Source organism: Sphingomonas sp. NFX23 (genome assembly GCF_049887795.1).
In the GTDB taxonomy this organism is placed as follows: domain Bacteria; phylum Pseudomonadota; class Alphaproteobacteria; order Sphingomonadales; family Sphingomonadaceae; genus Sphingomonas.
Genome location: NZ_JAGEKH010000001.1, coordinates 808,719 through 824,658 on the forward strand (window position 1 = coordinate 808,719; position 15,940 = coordinate 824,658).

Genomic DNA, 15,940 nt, shown 5'->3' on the forward strand with positions numbered 1-15,940 from the left:
ACTAGCGAAGGTTGGAGCGGATGAAGCTTCCCGCCCTGGATATGGCGGCTCGTGTCTCCGGTACTTCGGGAAAACGGGCTTGGAAGACGTGACACATGCCCTCGTACAGATCGAGGACCGCTTCGTTCCCGCCCTGCGCCATCGCTTGATAGAGCCTTACGAAATCGCTCAGGAGCACCTCCCGCGTTCCACCTTGGATCAGGGTCGGCGGAAATGCTCTCGCGTAGTCGCCATACACCGGGGAGGCATGGGGATTCTTGAACTGCCCGTCCGGAACATAAGCCGACCGCATCTCCTGGACTGCCGAAATCGCGATGATCGGGTCAGCGTCGACGAGGGTCATCCGGCTGTCGCCGGCATCCGTGACGTCGGTGTTCGGCGACTGCAGGTAGAGTGCCGCCGGTAGCGGGAGACCTCGATCACGCATCTTCAGCACCGACGCCAAGGCGATACCCCCGCCAGCGGAATCGCCGGACATCGCGATGCTCGACGCCTTGATGCCCGAGTCGGCGATCGCATCGTAGACCGACAGGATCTGGTCGGTGGTGGTCTCGTAATCGGATCTCGGCGCCAAGGTGTAATCGATGGAGACCACCTCGATGTCGAGTTCCGTCGCCATCAGCGTCGGCAGCACGAGTTCGGCGGAAGCGGAATATACGACGTAGCCGCCGCCATGGATGTAGATGAGGACCCGCCCCGTATCGGCGGCCAGGCCGGGCGGCTTGATCCGGATGATCGGCACGCCTCCCAGCGCATCCCTTTCGACGGACACCCCGATCTTCTCCGCATAGGCGTCGCTCTGGGGTTTCTTTCCGGCATCGGCTTCTGCCGACATCCTGTCCCAGTCCGCCTGGGTCTTGGGTGGATCCCCCTTAACCAACGATGGATCCTTGTCGTAGAACGACTTCATCTGCGCGGCAGCCTCGTCCGAAACCGTCGACGAGATCTGGAATTTCAGAGCAGGTGAACCCATGAGCGGTGACGACTGAATGATTTCGAACGGCGGCACGAGAGCGTGTCGCCCGATAGCTTCGCGCGGTTTCCGACGGCTATGCGCTTTCCTTCTATTGCCGCTGCAGGATGAAGTCGATGACGTGAAGCTGCGGCGGCAGATGGAACGGCCGGCCGTCACGGCGGATCGCATGGTTGCGTATCATAAAGTGCTGGATGCCGCGACGATCCGGACGCAGTGCCGGTCGGGCGGACACACGCTGGAATGCGCCCCCCTGCTGCGATCGCGACACCGATATGGGAGCCGATGACAGGGAGCGGTCCCGATCGAGGCGCCGGGATGCAGTCGCTCGTATCGGACACGTCGCTGAAGGGATTGGGCATGCCCGATGAAGTGGGGGCTATTGGGGTGATGCTGGCCTCGGATGAAGCGACTGCGTCACCGGGACGGCAACGAGCGTTGACGGGGGCTACTGGCCGGCATTGCCGCTTCATCCGGCTGGCGGCAGCGGCGGGCATGTCGATCGTGCCCGTCCGCTTTCCTGCAACGGATGGCATTTCGAGACAGGTTGCTTCCGGCGGGTCGCCCAGTGGGATCGGCTTCAGTCCCGTCTTGCGTCCACGAGACGGCCGATCAGGGCATCTACCTCGGTCGTGGATCCTGGCGTCTGATGAACGACGCCGATCTCGCGTCGGGGCGCGTCGGGACCAAGCAGGATACGCCGAACGCGGTTCGGCGATAGCTCCAACCCCTCCGTGATGGGGACGATCGCACACCCGATCCCGCTTTCCACAAGCGCGACCATCGCCTGGATCTCGTCAGCTTCCAGCCATTCCTGTGGAAAGACACCTTCCCGACGAAGGAAGCGATCCACCTGCCGACCGCCGAAGGAGGAACGATCGTAACGTATGAACGGCCACGTCGCGACGATCGTTCGCCAGTCCTGATCCTCATCGACCATCCGCGGCGCCAGCAGGGCATAGTCCTCCGTGACCAAAGGGACCCAGGCGAGGTTCGATGGAAGATCGAAGGCCGGACGGATAACGATGGCAAGCTCAAGTTCGCCAGCATCGACCCTGTCCAGAAGCTGCAGCGAGACACCGGGCACCAGATGGATGCGGCAGGCGGGGAACTGCGCTCGGAAAGATACGAGAGCCCGCGCGACGAGCGTCGTCTGAACTGAGGCGATCGCGCCGATCCGTAGATGCCTGCCCGTCTCCTCGTGGCGAGCAGGGTCTGCCAAAGCGTCGAACGCCGCGACGAGGTCCTCGGCACGTTCCAAGACACGGACGCCGGCAGCGTTCAAGCGCGCCGATCGGCCTGTGCGCTCGAACAAGAGGAAGCCCAGAGCATCCTCCAGGCGGCGGATGTGTCCGCTCACGGCCGACTGTGTGAGACCAAGCCGCTGTCCTGCGGCGGCGAACGTGCCGTTCCGTGCCACGGCGATAAGAGTACGGAGTTCCGGGATCATCGTGATTGATCAGATATCGCGTTGCTCACGTTCACGATATACCGTTTTTCATGATGCCGGGTGATTGGTATGGCAATGACGTCACGCAATCAGGATGCTGCCGATGTCTGTCATTCCACCTTTCCACCTGGCATTTCCCGTCGACGATCTCAACTCGGCACGCTCCTTCTACGGCGACCTGCTCGGCTGTCCCGAAGGTCGCAGTTCGGTCGATTGGGTCGACTTCGATTTCTACGGACATCAGATCGTCGCTCACTTCGCACCGCATGAGACTGGTGCCGTATCGGCCAACGCAGTCGATGGTCATGGCGTCCCTGTCAGGCATTTTGGCGTCGTCCTGCCGATGGAAGATTGGCACGCCGCTGCCGAGCGGCTGACGTCAGCCGGCGTCGACTTCATTATCAAGCCCTACACTCGCTTCAAGGGCGAGCCCGGCGAGCAGGCGACGATGTTCTTCAAGGACCCTAGCGGCAATGCAGTCGAGATGAAGGCTTTCGCTGATCCTTCCAAGCTGTTCGCGAAGTAGGCTGGGGAACGATATATGCGCGAGTGTCGGGTCGCCATCGCGGGCTTCGGTGGGGTCGGCAGGGCCGTGGCGGAAATGCTCCTGTCCCGTCGAGAGCGTTACCGCCAGTTCTACCGGACCGAAGTGAGTCTGGTTGCAGCCTGCGGATCGCGATCGGGTATCAGCGACCGTGCCGGGTTGGGATGGGAAAGTCTGAACTCGTTTGAGACGGGGGCATCTGGCCCCGACTTCATTCTAGCAAGTGGCGCAGACGTGCTGATCGAAGCCGGACCCAGCGACTTCCGCACCGGAGGACCTGGCCTGGCGTACATCGCGTCCGCCCTGTCGGCGGGAATGGATGCGATCGTCATCTCCAAGGGCGCGCTCGTCCATAGCGGACGACACCTGCGCGATCTCGCGCGCGCGTCGGGCGCGAGGCTCAAGATCAGCGGCGCGACAGCTGCCGCTCTCCCGACGATCGACCTGCTGGACTATGCGCTGCGGGGCTGCTCGATCCTGCGGATCGAGGGCATACTCAATGCAACGACCAATCACCTCCTGCACGCCATGTCGTCGGGCGGCATGGGGTTCGCAGAGGCGTTGGCCGAAGCGCAGGATGCCGGTTTTGCCGAAAGCGATCCGCGCAACGATATCGAAGGCTGGGACACCGCCTGCAAGCTGCTGCTTCTCGCCAACTTTGGATTGGATGCAGATCTGACGATGGAGGACGTATCCGTCGAAGGCATCCAGTCGATCTCAGAAGCTCGGATTGCGGCATGGCGTGCAGAAGGGCTGGTACCCAAGCTCGTCGGCCGCATCTGGTATGAGGGCGGGACGGCACGCGCCAGCGTCGGCGTCCAGGCCCTCGATCAGGCCGACCCGCTCGCCCACGTCACCGACAATAACAAGGCGATTCGGATCACCACCGATTTCATGGGCGATGTCGTAGCCATGGGGGGAGGATCGGGGCCGACCGCCACGGCGGCAGCGGCACTCAAGGATCTCGAACATATTCTCGCGGATCGTCTCTTGGCGGCTGAGAGGAAAGACTGACCGCTATCAGCAAGGGCATAGTGCAGATGCGTCGGGGTTTGCTGCCGGCTTGGAAGCGGGCAGGAACTATGCTCACGACTTGGTCCGGCGGGCAGCAGGAAAGCTGGTGCGCGTTGCTGCAAAGGGAGGGCGAGGAGAAGGTCACGGCGTGCTCGGAATCGAACGCATCTCGGGAACGACAGGGTTGGAAAGAAAGCAGACGGGTAGCTTTTTGGTGCAGTACAGTAGCTAGCCAACCCAACCGACATTGAGATCGATGGGGAAAATGTTAATTGATACGCGATGTGCGCAAGCCCTCACCCGATCTCTGTGGCTCACGCTCAAGGCATGGAGGCAGGAAAATCGGGGATGACCCCATTGGATTGCCCCTGGCCCATCTCGAATTATGAAGCCTGCCAAGCGTGGTTGGCGGGCTACAGCGTGGCACTGCTTGCTACCCGACCCCCTCAAACCCGCGATGCAGACGGATCGGGTAGCATCGACGGCGGCTGCTCGACTTGACGCTGATCGGGGACGCGATTTCCTCGGTATGGAAGGGCACGTAGCCCGTTCGTTCCTGGTGTGGCAGCGACAGCTTTCGTCGTACGGCTCACTGCGGAACGTCGCGCGTCAGGTTATCCAGTGCCTGGACGATGTAGAGGGCGAGAACATCATGCCCCTCCATCCTATCGGCTATTGCCAGCGCTTCCAGTAGAAGGGCTTTGAGTTTGTCGTGTTGTTCAAGAGCCATTATTTTGGCCTCCTGTCTCATGCCCTTACGCGCGGCGTGACGCGTAGCGGGCACAATCTAGATCAGGGAAGCCTAGCCGCTGCTATTAATATAAGGCTAATCCGAGTTAAGTTTGTCGCCTTCGATTTTCGTCGGCAAAGGCTGTAATCGGCTCGCTCGACCCAGTAAGACGCGCCGGTGCGTTCCCAAGTGGACTTTAAGCCAGCATCATCGCCCCATCAGGTGCCTCATAGACCGTAGCGAGCATTGCCTCCACTCGGTCCATTCCCGATTGGGTCAGTCGAAGGTCGATCGTTGCGTCCTGTTCCCACTCGACGATCCCGCGCTGCTGCAACACTGCGACCCATCGGGCGGCGGTTGAGCTTGCGATTCCTGCATATGTCGCGATCTCCCCCAGGCCGATACTACGGCCCTCGGCTTCGGCCAGATAGATCCCGATGAGCACCGATCCGATCGGATCGGTGCTCAGATCGGCGCCGAAAAGCCTGATGCGAGCATCATGGACATGACGTATCCGAAGGGCTGCCTCCCATAGTCTGGCCGGAGGCGGGTCCCGACCGCTCTCGCGCCAAAACAGGGTGCTTATCAAACGGTCAGGGCGTGAGAAGCGCGTGACTAGTAGATTTGCCGCGATGGAGGTGCCGTCGGGCCGCAGGTATCGCTTCTGCAAGCGGATGGGCGCGGCACCTTCCGTCAATGCCGCTAGCATGTCGGCGCTTCGTTTCAAGTCCCGGGGATCGGTGATCTGCCGATAGGATATCCCGATCACTTCCTCCTCAGGGCGCCTCAGCAGATCAAGGAAGCCCTGGTCTGCCTGCAGTATGATTCCTTCGAGCGATGATACGCAATGCGCTGCAGGCAATGGTGCCCCCTGATGATTTTAAGATTGACATATATCAGCCTCAACTAGGTACGACTAGAAAGAGTAGGAGATGGGCCATGGTAATCCTGCGCTCCCCGCGCTTACAATTGGGGCGCGGCGACCAGTTGACTGGTGATGACAGCTACGCAACCGCGCGTCACAGTTGCACGTGGTGCCACCGATGCAATGCTCGCCGCCTATCTCCTTGGAAATAATGAGGTTAGCAGATGCTTTTGGGACTGGCGTTCTTCTGCTCGAGCCGTAGAGCTTCGCCGCCATCAGGAGATTGTGATAGCCGCACATAAGGGACGAGGCGCGCAGGGCTCGTCAATACATCGACAGCTTCAGGGTTCCAAGCTTCGGCGATCCAGACTCGTCACAAGGTCCATCACATCGTGAAGCGACCTTTGGCACCCTTACAAGGCGCAGCTATTGGGGGCGCCCCGACGAACAGGGATAGCGAAGCGGCAGCGAACAGCGGCTTCCGAATCTGGCATTCTCCTGCTCGAGAACCGGGCGCTCTGAAACTGCTTTGCGGCGGTCCTTGCGTCAACAACCTGAATTGACGCAGACAACCTGCAGTTGACGGGGCCTCTGATTGCGACGTCTTACCGCTTTCGGTCATCGGTTCTTCCTCAACCCGATAGAACTCGATCAGAGGCTGAAGCTCAGCGCGAGCTTCGATGCGTCCCGTACCGCCTCGTCCTGCTGCTCAATCCTGGCCGCCAGCCGGTCCAGCGCGATGGCGACATCCTCGATGGCTTGCGTCAGGACCGGCCCTTGCAGGTGAGTGTGCAACTCCCGGTACGCCTCCGCATGCGCGCGGATCTCAACAGGGGTTCTCGTCATCCCGCTAAAATAGACGGTGGGACGATCCAGTAAATTGACCTGCGTCAAGGAGGAAACAGACGTTCCCTAACTGGGCACATCAGTGCAGGGCCGTTCTGCCGTGCCGACCGTCGCCCGGCAGCGGGAGAAACACACAATGGCCAGCTTGCTGCGACCTGACGCGTTTGAGATCACGGCCTTCGAGGGGCGGGTGCTTGTCGAGGCCCCGGGTCTTGCCGCGACGCTCGACGTCGAGGCGGCTTCGCTACTATCCGACAAGCTGCTCGCTGCCTGCGGACTGGCTCGGTTGCAACAGCATGCCGCGATCGATGAGCCCGTAGAGCCCGATCGTCATAGAGGGTAAGGCCCGAGCGCGCGTCGGATATTGCGATGAATATCGCTGCGCATTATTACAATTCGCATGGGGATACGGGATACCATGCGCGAGGCATTCGTGCATGCTACGCAACGCGGCGAGTACGTCATCAGCTGGCGACTTCGCATAGGGTCTTTGGAGCAGCTCGCTGACGATACGGAGCGGGTCCTCGGGTACAGGCCGAGGAAGCTGGACTCGTTTCTAGGACTGGCGATCGAAATCTGTCCGTTTGGTTCGCCCAACGAACTGGTGACGTCAGAGGGGACCGTGAGGCTAATCAGCGCCGCAACCCTTCAGACCGTTTCAAGGTAAGTCGCCGAGAACCTCAGCTGATCCGACGCCATGTGCCGGGCGTCGAACGGTAGTCGGCGCGGCGACGAACGAAGGTTCCGTAGTAGTGCAGCGGCTCGTCGACCGCGGCCATTTCGTAGGAGGCGTTGGCTGTCAGCAGATCGGTGCCCTCGCCAAACGTCGGCGCATCGCACGTCAGTTCGATGGTCAGTGCAGCCCGAGAATACCTCGGGAACTGGATGACCACCTTGCCATCCTCGATCAGATAGGACCCAATATCGCCGGGCCGATCGTTCGGCGCGATGCGGCCGGCGGCCAGGATATAAAAGGACGGGCTACTCAGATCGAATGGTTGCTCCTCCTCGAGGTAGAACCATTCGCCTCGCAGGGCCTCTTCGGTGATCGTTGCCATCCTCGCTTCTTCCTTCGGCCGTTCTATGAACTTGCGGACGCAAGCGGAACGGGTAGGTTCCCGACTATGGCTCAATTTGACGATTCCCCGGATCCCGAACTCGGCGAGGCGTGCAACCGTCTTGCTGCTTGGGTTGAGCCGTTGCCTGAAGGGCAAATGATCGATCCAGCGTCTGGCCTGACAGAGCGCGACCTGGCGATGATCCTACGCCGCCTGCATGCGACGCGAGAATACAGCCCAAGCAAGATCGCTACCGTCGATGAGGCCGAGGGCCGCTATGGCAGGCCGTCGGTGCCCGTCACAAAGAAGGGGCCTTGGGCATGATCACGCGGGGCGACGGGCGCGACTAGTAGATTAAGGCGAGTTTGACTTGCCTACTCGGACCGTACGAGAGCACGAACGGAGGGTTGGAAACCCGGAGCACGCCTTGTTAGGAAAGATGCAGGGCCGGAAGCTCGACCAATGAGCCGGACCGACGTGTCGTCAGACTCGATCTGCGCGGGCTGGTTGGCTGAGAAGCGAGTGGGCATTCGGTGCGATCCGAAGGTGCTACGCCCATTCAGGCGAGCGTATGGATCAAAGCCTGAATGCCACAGACCGGTCTTTTGGTTTCGAATTGGCTTGATCCTTACAAGTTTCCTAGCGAGAAAACGGTGGTCCCAAACCTGGGGTGGATAGGTTGGGGGTCGCCGTGAATGCTGTATCTCGCGAGGCGGAGATCGCGCGGAACGAGGGAATCGCTGCGAGTAGAGATCCAGCTGGTCAGTTGGATCACTGCCCGTACGACGAGCAGAGGGAGCCGTTGCTGAGAGCCATCTGGCAGGATGCGTTTGCTACCGCAAGGCTCTATGGCGACTGCTGAGCACGGGCAGTTTCACCGCGTTCTCGACAAAGATGGATCGAAATCTGACCAATTCAGGTCAGCAATGCAGTCGTATCGGTTGCATTACGCTTCGGGAACGCTACCGAACCAGAGCTTGCTTAACGACGGGATCCCGGAATGTCAGACAACCTTCCGAGACGCGACTTTGAGAAGCTTGCTGTCGCCGAACTGGATGCTGCCGCTCGCTCGGCCACCTCGGAAAAGCGGCGCGCGCATCTCGACCAGGCGGCAATCTTTGCAACGCTTGGCGAACGTGTCCGCGGATCTGCGCTGTCAGATAACTGAGAACGGCAGGCGCGCCGCTTAAACTCCCTCCGACTCGTCCCCAACGCGATTCTCCCATTGGCGATGCGACGCGCACAGTGACCCAATCATGCTGGCGGTCGTTCAGACCGTTGTCGCGGTTTTCTCCAACGTGCCCGCCCGGCCCGTCGCGTGCTTCTCCTGGCTATCGGGGCGGGCCGTTACCGCGAAACCGGGACGAGGTTGCCGCGTTGACGCTACGCCAGGTATCTCCGGAAAGTGACTGGCCGGCCCGTCCTATGCCAACCGCAGGACGGGCCGTTAGGTTTGGCGGGCAGCCCGTTGGAATATGCTAACTGGTATAAACTTGGGTCAATAGAGCTGCCGCTGTTATGGCGCTAGTTGAGCAGACGCCGGCAGCACGGCCCCCCGTTTCGCTGCCGGCGACCATCGCCCAAACCAACGCAGCCTCAAGGCGTGACTGGTCTCCATTGTCGGGATGATGGCACTGGGCCCATCCGTTCCTCGTAGCTCCGGATGGGCCCTTTTTCTTTTCCGAACATGGTTGCTCGTCGAGATCAAGCAGCCCCACGATAATGGACCTCCACCATTCTCGCCAGTATCGGAACGATCATGAGCAGTCCGCGCGAATGGTATCAGCCGAAGACAGTAGGGATCGACTGGTCGCCTCGAACCTGGGAGGACTGGGCGATCATTGTTTCCGTAATCGCAATCGGCGCAGTTGTCGGTCGGGCGAATCTCTAGTGTGTAATCGCGCCCGATTCGACGGCGAGCCCGAGACCATCATCGAACGGTTCAGTGCGCAATGGCTTGCTGATAAGCCGATGGACAACCGCTTCAATCCTGTCGAACTGGTACCCCGCGGCCGGGCGTATGTGATCCGGCGCGATGGCAAGGCTAACGGCCTCGACGTCATGAGCTGGGATCTTCTCGGCAATGGCGCAGCCTACCCTATCACGAATGTCCGCGACGCGAAGCGCTGGCGTCCGCGGCTTGAAAAACCGGAAGGACGATGCCTGATCCCGCTGACCGAGTTCTGCGAATGGACGCCTCAGAGCTTCAAGGTGGGTGAAGGAAGGCCGATCAAGGGCGAGATGTGGTTCAACGTGGTTGACCAAGACGTGTTTGCGGTAGCCGGCGTCTGGCAGCAACTCGGTGCGAAGCGCTGGTTTGCAATGCTGACGTGCGACCCGAACGAACTCGTCGCGCCGGTGCATCCGAAAGCCATGATCACGATCCTGCACCCCGATGATCACGAGCGGTGGCTGACCGGCAGCTACGACGACGTGCTAGCGCTGCAGCGGCCATATCCGGCGGATCGGATGACAGTACGGGGGCCGGTGTTTCCGACACGCACACCGATGCCTCGATTGATCTAAGCACGGTCAGCTTGGTCCGGCTCAGGTTTTGGCCAGACCAGGTTGGGTCGGATCGACTTCCACGTCCGTGTCGCTGGGCTCGAAGCGGATCGTCCAACGGGGATACCCTTCCGGCGAAACTTCAATGTCAGGCAGGCCGATCGGATCGGATCCCGTTTCGACCCAGCCGGCGCCGTGGCATCGGTCGCATGCCATTCGCTTGCATCGGAAGCTGACGAGATCGATCTCGGTATTCCACTGCCCGCGGCCCTTGCAGACCGGGCACATGGCATCCAGGCTGCCATTACGCGGTTGAAGGGGCACGACGTCGAACGCATGCGGGCTGTCGGGCCCGTCGCAGTGAACGATATTGCTGGCGTGGGGCATGCGAACTCACTTTTGGGTTACGTACTCTGACGCGGGCTTCGTCGTCCAGGTCCCGTGATGCGTCACCTCCCGTCGGCTAGTTCGTTTTCTCTATCGCCGTCTGGACGTTCTCCAACTTCCGCCCAAGGCTTCAGAGCCAGCCGCTGTCGGAACTCATCCAGGCATTGGGCGCGACGGGTCGAATCCTCATCGTACAGGTAGCGCCGCATGTCAGCCTCAAGTCGGGCTGCCGCCGCAAAGCTCCCGTCCTTGGACGGCGTCATCATTCCCCGGATCGCCGCGATGTCTTCCTTCAACTGCTCCTGCTCACCGTGGGTGAATGCATCACTGTCCACGATCAGCTTGGCCGACATGATCGCCGTCATCATCGGAAAGGCGAAACCGGGACCGAAGTGCATGAGGAAGAGCGCCACGGCCCGACCGGTCTTCGTGACGGGGTAGATGTCCCCATAGCCTGTGGTGGTCGCTGTGGTGAATGCCCACCAGAACGAGTCCACCGCGTCATACTTGCCTTCGGCAATTTCGAAGATGATCGCCGATGTAGTGACGGTGACGAAGTAGATGACCGCGACGAGTAGGAACGAGCGTCCCATCAGCGATGCGAGTTTCTTCATAGCCACCCTCGTTGGCGCCCGCCCCCGGACCGCTTCGGTGAAGCGTATCGCTGTTCGCGTCATTGATCCACCAATGTCGTCGACGTGTGCTTGAAGGGAACGCGACTAAAAGGTTCACCGCCGCTTAAACGGCGTGCACCGCCCTACACGGTCCCTGATCGCGACCAAACGACGCAGAGCGCTAGTCGGATGCTGAACGCGTTTCGTCACATGACTTAATCAGATCGCGCAGCTGCTTTTGAAGGCTGCTGCTGCTGCTGAAATGCGATTGGATATGGTCGAAGCCCTCCAGCCGCAACTGCATGCGAATTTACGTTACCGACCGCGCTTTTCCACTTCGTGCGATCTCGAATGCCCGCTGTATAATCGTCATTGCAAGACGCTATCATGCTCTCTCCAGGAGGAAGACCATTTTCGCGGCTTAACGAAAGTCACTTTTTACGGCACCTTTTCTGATTAACGTATGTTTATGACTTTATGGAACCCGACCCATTGCGCGCCGCCTACGACGCGGGTCTGAGGAGCGGTCTCGAAAAGGGCTTTCCGAACGCCTGCCCCTTCACGGTACATGAAGCTATGGATGAACGGTTCGCGTGGCTAAGCGGGTTTAGTGTCGGCAAGATCGTTCGAACGGGAAAAAGCCATTCGCGGTAGGCGCTGCCGCCAAGGCATCTCCACGGATCGCCCACCTCAGATCAATAGCCTGATCGGGTTTGCGCTCCTGCATTACAGTTGCATTTTCGACTTGAGGAGAGTGCGGGGGGCGGCCGATTGGTGCGCCACGGACGTCCACGTGCCGAACCTTCAGTTAATTGCGTCGATCGTGCCCATCAGTCGGTCCCGCTTCGTCGTATCGGCTTCGAACAACGTGCTTGGCCGTTCGTCCTCGGGCAGGAGATCGTCAGGCATGATGCCGGCCTTCGTGTAGGCGTAGCCGTCGCGCCACGCCTCCTCAGCGCCACGCCTGGCCGCCGCGATCAGCTCGATGCTGTCGTTCGTCATCGGATGCAGCGTCACCATGCGCCATGCGCCGTACTGGGCGCCGGTCGGGCTTTTGCTTGCTGGTGTGGAGGAACGCGGTGGGAGGCCGCGACGAGACCGTGCGATGGTGGCTTCTCGCCGGCCCACGACGCTTGGCATATTCGACAAACCGTGTCGCTTGTCCAATTGCGCGGAAACCGAGATCCGGGGGTTTTCCATCACCGACCTGAAAAGGTCGAGACGGCACAAGAAACGCTCGACGATCCGTCACGACGTGTCGGTCAGCATTCCAACGAAGGCGATCGCTGCCGGCCCGAGGGCCTCTACAGGAACGCTGAGCAGGTTCAGGACGCGCCTGAGTGGCGGACGCAACGGGATGATGCTCAGACCGACTCGATCCTCAGGTAGGGCGAGTTCCGGCATGATGGTCAGTCCCAGCCCTTCTTGGACCATGCTGCACAAGGTCGCGTTGTCGCGCACCATGCAGACGACGTCGGGCCGACAGTTCGCCGCCGAGAGCAATTCCTCGATCAGCGTCTCGCAACCGCCTCCTGACATCAGCATCCGTTCGCCATCGAGTTCCTGAAGCTCCACAGATCCGCGCTGCTCGAATGGATGGCCTGCGGGGGCGATGACCACGTAGTCGTCTGCGAACACCTCCTGCGCATCGAGACGGGGATGCTTGCGGCTGGCGATGCCGAGCTCCGCGACGCCGGAAAGAACCCAGTCGAGCACTTCGGGGTCCGTCCCCTCGTAGAGCTTCACCGTCACTTCCGGATGGGCGGCCCGCAGACGGCGAATCCAGCGCGGCAGGAGCTTGATCGCCGCGCTCTGCACGACTCCAAGGCGGAGAACGCCCCGTAGCGACGTTGCGGGGCAGACAGTCGCTGCAAGGCGCTCGACGGCAGCAAGCGCCAAGCGAGCCTCCGCCAGCGCGCGATCTCCAGCCGCCGTCAGCGAAACCTCCCTGCGGGTGCGAAGTACGAGTTTCGTCCCCAAGGCCCTCTCGATAGCCGCGACGTTCTGGCTCACCGCGGACTGGGTGAGGTGCAGGCGGTCCGCGGCAGCGGTGAAGCTGGCCTCGTCGGCAACGGCGCAGAGGCAGCGAAGCTGCGTCAAAGTCACATTAGGAAACATGATGAGTAGCGCTCTGAGATATTAATTATCCTTGCGATCCCATGTTCCCTAGTCCGTGACAAGGCACATCACATCCGAGGGCGACATGGTTCCACAAGGCTCGCTAACCGTTGGTTTGGCCCAGATCGCACCTGTCTGGCTCGACCGAGACGCCACCATCTCGAAGGTGGTCGAATGGATCGGCCGCGCTGCGGACGCGGGATGCGGGCTGGTCGTGTTCGCCGAAGCGCTCATCCCGGGATATCCCTTCTGGATCGAGCACACCGATGGGGCGAAGTTCAACTCGCTCCCGCAAAAGGTCATGCACGCATACTACCTTGAGCAGGCCGTACAGGTGGAGGCCGGTCACCTGGATCCGATCTGCAGCATTGCGGCGGATCGTGGGATCGCCGTCATGGTCGGCATCATCGAGCGTCCCGAGGATCGCGGCGGACACAGCGTCTATTGTTCGCGAGTCCACATCGGCAAGGACGGGATCATCGCCTCTGTGCATCGCAAGCTCTGTCCCACCCATGAGGAGCGGCTCAGTTGGGCACCAGGCGACGGACACGGGCTGCAGGTCCATCCGGTCGGGCCGTTTCGGGTCGGCGGGCTCAACTGCCAGGAGAACATGATGCCGCTCTCGCGTGCAGCGCTCTACGCCCAAGGCGAGGATCTGCACGTGGCGCTGTGGCCCGGAAATGTACGCAATACCGAGGGGACGACGCGCTTCCTCGCTCTGGAGGGCAGAAGCTTCGTTTTGGCCGTTTGCAGCCTGCTTCGCCGCAGCGACGTGCCCTTGGATTCACCTATGGCCGCAATGCTCGAAACCTGCCCTGAGGTGCTCGCCAACGGCGGTTCGTGCATTGCCGGGCCGGACGGGACCTGGATGGTGGAACCGGTGGTTGATCAGGAGAATCTCATAGTAGCCACGCTCGATCATTCCCTCGTTCTACAAGAGCGCCAGATCATGGATCTGGCCGGACACTATGCAAGACCGGACGTAACCCGCCTGATCGTCGATCGGAGACGGCAGTCCCTCGCCACCTTTGCGGATGATCTCGCATGACGACGACGCCGGCAGGAAACGAAAGGTGCACCGCATAGCGGTCACTACCTGCCCAGGGACAGATGGCCGGCACCGCCCGATATGCCGCCAGGAATGGCAAGCCGCCATGCGCGGCCATGTCCGGCGCGAGCGGCTACGCGGAAGATACCGCGGTGGGTTTGTCAAAATTAGCATCTCTTAATTCTCGTGTCCTGGGCTTTGCTGGCACTGCGCCAGCATCGAATTCGAGGATCCAGCCATGCGACCTGCAGACCCAGACGACGCGACGGCCGCAATCCGGCGAACATGTAGCGGTCCATCCACGTCGGCAGGCGGGCTTTTCATCGCCGCCGTCGAAGTCGCTGCCGTCACGATCAGCCCGACCGAGCAGTGGGATCAGTCTGAGAGCACCGACGCCATGCCTTCGGAGGTTCGATCCACGCCGCTCGGCCATCTTCTTCAATAACGGCCAAAATTCAGGATCATGGAGCTTTTCGGATGATCAAACCGAACGGGATCAAGCTCTGAACCGCGTCACAGCCGCGGATTGGCATATTTGACGACCAATCAGCACGAACTCGACGCCCTCGTGAAGATAAACCATCTCGATGGGTGCTTAATGCGCTCACCCAAAATTCTATGAGAATCGCCATTGGCGGCCCGATCAGAATAGAGAGAACTGATCTAAATAATATAGATTTCCCTATTTTGCCAGTTTCGGGCACGTTCATAAGGTGTTCTTACTCTAGATGCACTAGCGGCAATTCAGGCGAAGCCATTCCCTAGCTCGGATAATCTCCCAACATATGTCGGTAGGGAATACTAAATTATGACATTGCGCAATATCATCGACTGGGCATGACGTGACATGGTAAGCAACAAGAAGATCGATTACGATTTGCTTCAGGTTCTGATATGCATAATCGAAGAAGGCACGTTCACGGCAGCGGCCGATCGGTTGAACGTCACACAGCAAGCCATCAGCGCTCAGGTAAAGCGCCTGGAGAGCTTGGTGCAGCGCCAACTGCTGGAGCGCACTGCCCACGGCATCGTACTGACGCGGGATGGGGAGGTGATGTTGGCGTACGCGCGGCAGATCGCGACCATCTCCGACCGTATGCGAAAGCAGTTCTCGACCGTCCCTCTCGCAGATAAAATTCGCGTGGGCTTTGCACCGAGTTTCCCGTCCTCCGCGCTCGCGACCGTTCTAAGTCACGTAAGAGATGTCGATCCGAACATTGAGATCTCAGTCGAAACAGGCCGAACCGACGTACTCATCAATAAATTCAATGCGGCGCGGCTTGATGTGGTCTTGGGGATCCAGCGCCCGGGCAATGCCAAAGGAGAGGTCCTGCTCCGGGATAGGATCCTGTGGGTCGGGAGAGAATCGGTCACTCCGGATCCGACAAAGCCAGTTCCGCTCGTCGCATTTCCAGCGCCGGGAATGCTGCGCGACGTGATGCTGGAATCGCTCAGCCGCATAAACCAGACGTGGGCCATAGCGATGGAGAGCGAAGACCTGGCCACTATATTCGCCGGGATCATTTCGGGTTGGGGTTTTGCCGCTATCAACGGCCTCCTGATGAAAAAAGCGCCAGCAAATGTTATGGTGGTCGAAGACAGCTTCCTGCCTGATCTGGGTGATATCGAGTTCTTTCTACGGTATGACGATCGTAACAGACCCGCTAGCCGCGTTTTCGTCGACGCTTTGCGTGCGGTCACGAACCGGGGACAATTAGGCTCGGGGTTCACTTGCCATAGCCAGAAGATGACGGTGGCAAAACACGCATCGCTGTAGATGCTGCACGC

18 protein-coding genes are annotated in these 15,940 nt (G+C 60.4%); 8 read left to right on the plus strand and 10 right to left on the minus strand.

What is annotated here, in order from left to right:
- Position 1: 1 nt before the first annotated feature.
- Entirely contained in the window at positions 2–1,132 is a 1,131-nt protein-coding gene (locus J4O76_RS03555) for an alpha/beta hydrolase (RefSeq protein WP_426280290.1), read from the minus strand.
- 421 nt (positions 1,133–1,553) lie between these two features.
- Positions 1,554–2,423, minus strand: coding sequence for a LysR family transcriptional regulator (locus J4O76_RS03560; RefSeq protein WP_426280292.1), 870 nt, complete (start codon positions 2,421–2,423; stop codon positions 1,554–1,556).
- A 103-nt stretch (positions 2,424–2,526) separates the two neighbouring features.
- Between J4O76_RS03560 and J4O76_RS03565 the strand changes: the two genes are divergently transcribed.
- Positions 2,527–2,949 carry a VOC family protein gene (locus tag J4O76_RS03565; RefSeq protein WP_426280294.1) on the plus strand — a complete coding sequence of 141 codons (423 nt, stop codon included), beginning with the start codon at positions 2,527–2,529 and terminating at the stop codon, positions 2,947–2,949.
- 15 nt (positions 2,950–2,964) lie between these two features.
- Positions 2,965–3,981: a homoserine dehydrogenase gene (locus J4O76_RS03570; RefSeq protein ID WP_426280296.1), complete on the plus strand. Its 1,017-nt coding sequence runs from the start codon at positions 2,965–2,967 to the stop codon at positions 3,979–3,981.
- Positions 3,982–4,570: 589 nt separating this feature from the next.
- Here J4O76_RS03570 and J4O76_RS03575 read toward each other — a convergent pair.
- The 3 genes from J4O76_RS03575 to J4O76_RS03585 form a co-directional block, all read right to left on the minus strand.
- Positions 4,571–4,711, minus strand: a complete 141-nt coding sequence (locus tag J4O76_RS03575) for a hypothetical protein (protein WP_426280298.1) — start codon at positions 4,709–4,711, stop codon at positions 4,571–4,573.
- Between the two features lie 196 nt (positions 4,712–4,907).
- Positions 4,908–5,573, minus strand: a complete 666-nt coding sequence (locus J4O76_RS03580; protein ID WP_426280300.1) for a helix-turn-helix domain-containing protein — start codon at positions 5,571–5,573, stop codon at positions 4,908–4,910.
- 654 nt (positions 5,574–6,227) lie between these two features.
- Positions 6,228–6,422: a hypothetical protein gene (locus tag J4O76_RS03585; protein ID WP_426280301.1), complete on the minus strand. Its 195-nt coding sequence runs from the start codon at positions 6,420–6,422 to the stop codon at positions 6,228–6,230.
- Positions 6,423–6,558: 136 nt separating this feature from the next.
- On the opposite strand from J4O76_RS03585, the gene J4O76_RS03590 reads away from it, so the two are divergent.
- A complete protein-coding gene (locus tag J4O76_RS03590) occupies positions 6,559–6,765 on the plus strand; it encodes a hypothetical protein (RefSeq protein WP_426280303.1) in 207 nt (68 codons plus the stop codon).
- Positions 6,766–7,102: 337 nt separating this feature from the next.
- Here the strand turns inward: J4O76_RS03590 and J4O76_RS03595 are convergent, their stop codons facing one another.
- On the minus strand, positions 7,103–7,480 hold the full coding sequence (locus J4O76_RS03595) for a hypothetical protein (protein WP_426280305.1): 378 nt from the start codon (positions 7,478–7,480) through the stop codon (positions 7,103–7,105).
- A 66-nt stretch (positions 7,481–7,546) separates the two neighbouring features.
- On the opposite strand from J4O76_RS03595, the gene J4O76_RS03600 reads away from it, so the two are divergent.
- The 3 genes from J4O76_RS03600 (at position 7,547) to J4O76_RS03610 (ending at position 10,006) form a co-directional block, all read left to right on the plus strand.
- Positions 7,547–7,804 carry a hypothetical protein gene (locus J4O76_RS03600; protein ID WP_426280307.1) on the plus strand — a complete coding sequence of 86 codons (258 nt, stop codon included), beginning with the start codon at positions 7,547–7,549 and terminating at the stop codon, positions 7,802–7,804.
- A 676-nt stretch (positions 7,805–8,480) separates the two neighbouring features.
- Positions 8,481–8,648, plus strand: coding sequence for a hypothetical protein (locus J4O76_RS03605; protein ID WP_426280309.1), 168 nt, complete (start codon positions 8,481–8,483; stop codon positions 8,646–8,648).
- Between the two features lie 722 nt (positions 8,649–9,370).
- Positions 9,371–10,006, plus strand: coding sequence for an SOS response-associated peptidase family protein (locus tag J4O76_RS03610; protein WP_426280311.1), 636 nt, complete (start codon positions 9,371–9,373; stop codon positions 10,004–10,006).
- A 21-nt stretch (positions 10,007–10,027) separates the two neighbouring features.
- Here J4O76_RS03610 and J4O76_RS03615 read toward each other — a convergent pair whose 3' ends face one another.
- The 4 genes from J4O76_RS03615 to J4O76_RS03630 form a co-directional block, all read right to left on the minus strand.
- Entirely contained in the window at positions 10,028–10,372 is a 345-nt protein-coding gene (locus J4O76_RS03615) for a hypothetical protein (RefSeq protein WP_426280313.1), read from the minus strand.
- A 62-nt stretch (positions 10,373–10,434) separates the two neighbouring features.
- The gene (locus J4O76_RS03620) at positions 10,435–10,986 is read right to left on the minus strand and encodes an ion channel (protein WP_426280315.1); all 552 of its coding nucleotides are present in this window, start codon (positions 10,984–10,986) and stop codon (positions 10,435–10,437) included.
- 804 nt (positions 10,987–11,790) lie between these two features.
- Positions 11,791–12,006 carry a hypothetical protein gene (locus tag J4O76_RS03625; RefSeq protein WP_426280317.1) on the minus strand — a complete coding sequence of 72 codons (216 nt, stop codon included), beginning with the start codon at positions 12,004–12,006 and terminating at the stop codon, positions 11,791–11,793.
- A gap of 228 nt (positions 12,007–12,234) precedes the next feature.
- Positions 12,235–13,092 carry a LysR family transcriptional regulator gene (locus J4O76_RS03630; RefSeq protein ID WP_426280319.1) on the minus strand — a complete coding sequence of 286 codons (858 nt, stop codon included), beginning with the start codon at positions 13,090–13,092 and terminating at the stop codon, positions 12,235–12,237.
- A 127-nt stretch (positions 13,093–13,219) separates the two neighbouring features.
- Here J4O76_RS03630 and J4O76_RS03635 point away from each other — a divergent pair, with 127 nt between their 5' ends.
- A complete protein-coding gene (locus J4O76_RS03635; protein WP_426280320.1) occupies positions 13,220–14,152 on the plus strand; it encodes a carbon-nitrogen hydrolase family protein in 933 nt (310 codons plus the stop codon).
- An 847-nt stretch (positions 14,153–14,999) separates the two neighbouring features.
- Entirely contained in the window at positions 15,000–15,929 is a 930-nt protein-coding gene (locus tag J4O76_RS03640) for a LysR family transcriptional regulator (RefSeq protein WP_426280321.1), read from the plus strand.
- Positions 15,930–15,940: the final 11 nt, after the last annotated feature.

What these genes read in the sequence shown, in the direction of transcription:
- J4O76_RS03585 (WP_426280301.1), bottom strand. Translation starts at nt 6,422, where the DNA reads ATGACGAGAACCCCTGTTGAGATCCGCGCGCATGCGGAGGCGTACCGG.
- J4O76_RS03565 (WP_426280294.1), top strand. Translation starts at nt 2,527, where the DNA reads ATGTCTGTCATTCCACCTTTCCACCTGGCATTTCCCGTCGACGATCTC.
- J4O76_RS03640 (WP_426280321.1), top strand. Translation starts at nt 15,000, where the DNA reads ATGGTAAGCAACAAGAAGATCGATTACGATTTGCTTCAGGTTCTGATA.
- J4O76_RS03570 (WP_426280296.1), top strand. Translation starts at nt 2,965, where the DNA reads ATGCGCGAGTGTCGGGTCGCCATCGCGGGCTTCGGTGGGGTCGGCAGG.
- J4O76_RS03575 (WP_426280298.1), bottom strand. Translation starts at nt 4,711, where the DNA reads ATGGCTCTTGAACAACACGACAAACTCAAAGCCCTTCTACTGGAAGCG.
- J4O76_RS03560 (WP_426280292.1), bottom strand. Translation starts at nt 2,423, where the DNA reads ATGATCCCGGAACTCCGTACTCTTATCGCCGTGGCACGGAACGGCACG.
- J4O76_RS03590 (WP_426280303.1), top strand. Translation starts at nt 6,559, where the DNA reads ATGGCCAGCTTGCTGCGACCTGACGCGTTTGAGATCACGGCCTTCGAG.
- J4O76_RS03615 (WP_426280313.1), bottom strand. Translation starts at nt 10,372, where the DNA reads ATGCCCCACGCCAGCAATATCGTTCACTGCGACGGGCCCGACAGCCCG.
- J4O76_RS03595 (WP_426280305.1), bottom strand. Translation starts at nt 7,480, where the DNA reads ATGGCAACGATCACCGAAGAGGCCCTGCGAGGCGAATGGTTCTACCTC.
- J4O76_RS03620 (WP_426280315.1), bottom strand. Translation starts at nt 10,986, where the DNA reads ATGAAGAAACTCGCATCGCTGATGGGACGCTCGTTCCTACTCGTCGCG.
- J4O76_RS03625 (WP_426280317.1), bottom strand. Translation starts at nt 12,006, where the DNA reads ATGGTGACGCTGCATCCGATGACGAACGACAGCATCGAGCTGATCGCG.
- J4O76_RS03600 (WP_426280307.1), top strand. Translation starts at nt 7,547, where the DNA reads ATGGCTCAATTTGACGATTCCCCGGATCCCGAACTCGGCGAGGCGTGC.
- J4O76_RS03605 (WP_426280309.1), top strand. Translation starts at nt 8,481, where the DNA reads ATGTCAGACAACCTTCCGAGACGCGACTTTGAGAAGCTTGCTGTCGCC.